Here is a 558-nt window from a genome sequence, read left to right as displayed (position 1 = left end):
AAAGAGATGCAGGGCGTGAAGGACAACAAAGGGCTGAACGCCGAAGAGAAGACCAGCAAAGTCTCTGTGATTCAGGCGCAGCTGGAAGATCTGGACCGCCTGACCGCCGCGCTAAGCGCGATGACATCAGTGAATAAAGCGGTGCAGTAACCGTCCCTCTCCCTCTTCCACACGAAGAGGGAGAGAACATTAGGAGAACTCATGCAAACCATCACCGTCCCACCTCCGAAACGCAGCTGGTTCTCGTTGATAAGCTGGGCCATTCTGCTGGCGGTGCTCGTCATCTCCTGGAAAGGTGCGGAAATGGACCCGCTGATGCTGGTCAAAGACTCCGGCAACATGGCGACCTTCGCGGCAGACTTCTTCCCGCCAGACTTCAGCCAGTGGCAGGACTATCTCGGCGAAATGGCCGTCACCATGCAAATCGCCGTCTGGGGCACCGCGCTGGCGGTCATCCTATCTATTCCGTTTGGCCTGATGAGCGCCGAAAACATCGTCCCCTGGTGGATTTACCAGCCGATGCGCCGCCTGATGGACGCCTGTCGCGCCATCAACGAA

At 57.7% G+C, this 558-nt stretch carries 1 protein-coding gene and 1 pseudogene; both read left to right on the top strand.

Annotation, left to right across the window (positions count from 1 at the left end; all coding sequences use genetic code 11):
- Positions 1 to 150: pseudogene (locus ETG88_RS22160) on the top strand (phosphonate ABC transporter substrate-binding protein); the annotation flags it as partial.
- A gap of 51 nt (positions 151 to 201) precedes the next feature.
- A partial coding sequence (locus ETG88_RS22155; RefSeq protein ID WP_164971843.1) for a PhnE/PtxC family ABC transporter permease occupies positions 202 to 558 on the top strand: 357 nt, incomplete at its 3' end.

The sequence above is a fragment of the Lelliottia nimipressuralis genome (assembly GCF_004115925.1).
GTDB classification, from domain to species: Bacteria; Pseudomonadota; Gammaproteobacteria; order Enterobacterales; family Enterobacteriaceae; genus Enterobacter; species Enterobacter nimipressuralis.
Note: the sequence above shows the minus strand (reverse complement) of the source record. Positions and strands in the feature narration are given on the sequence as shown.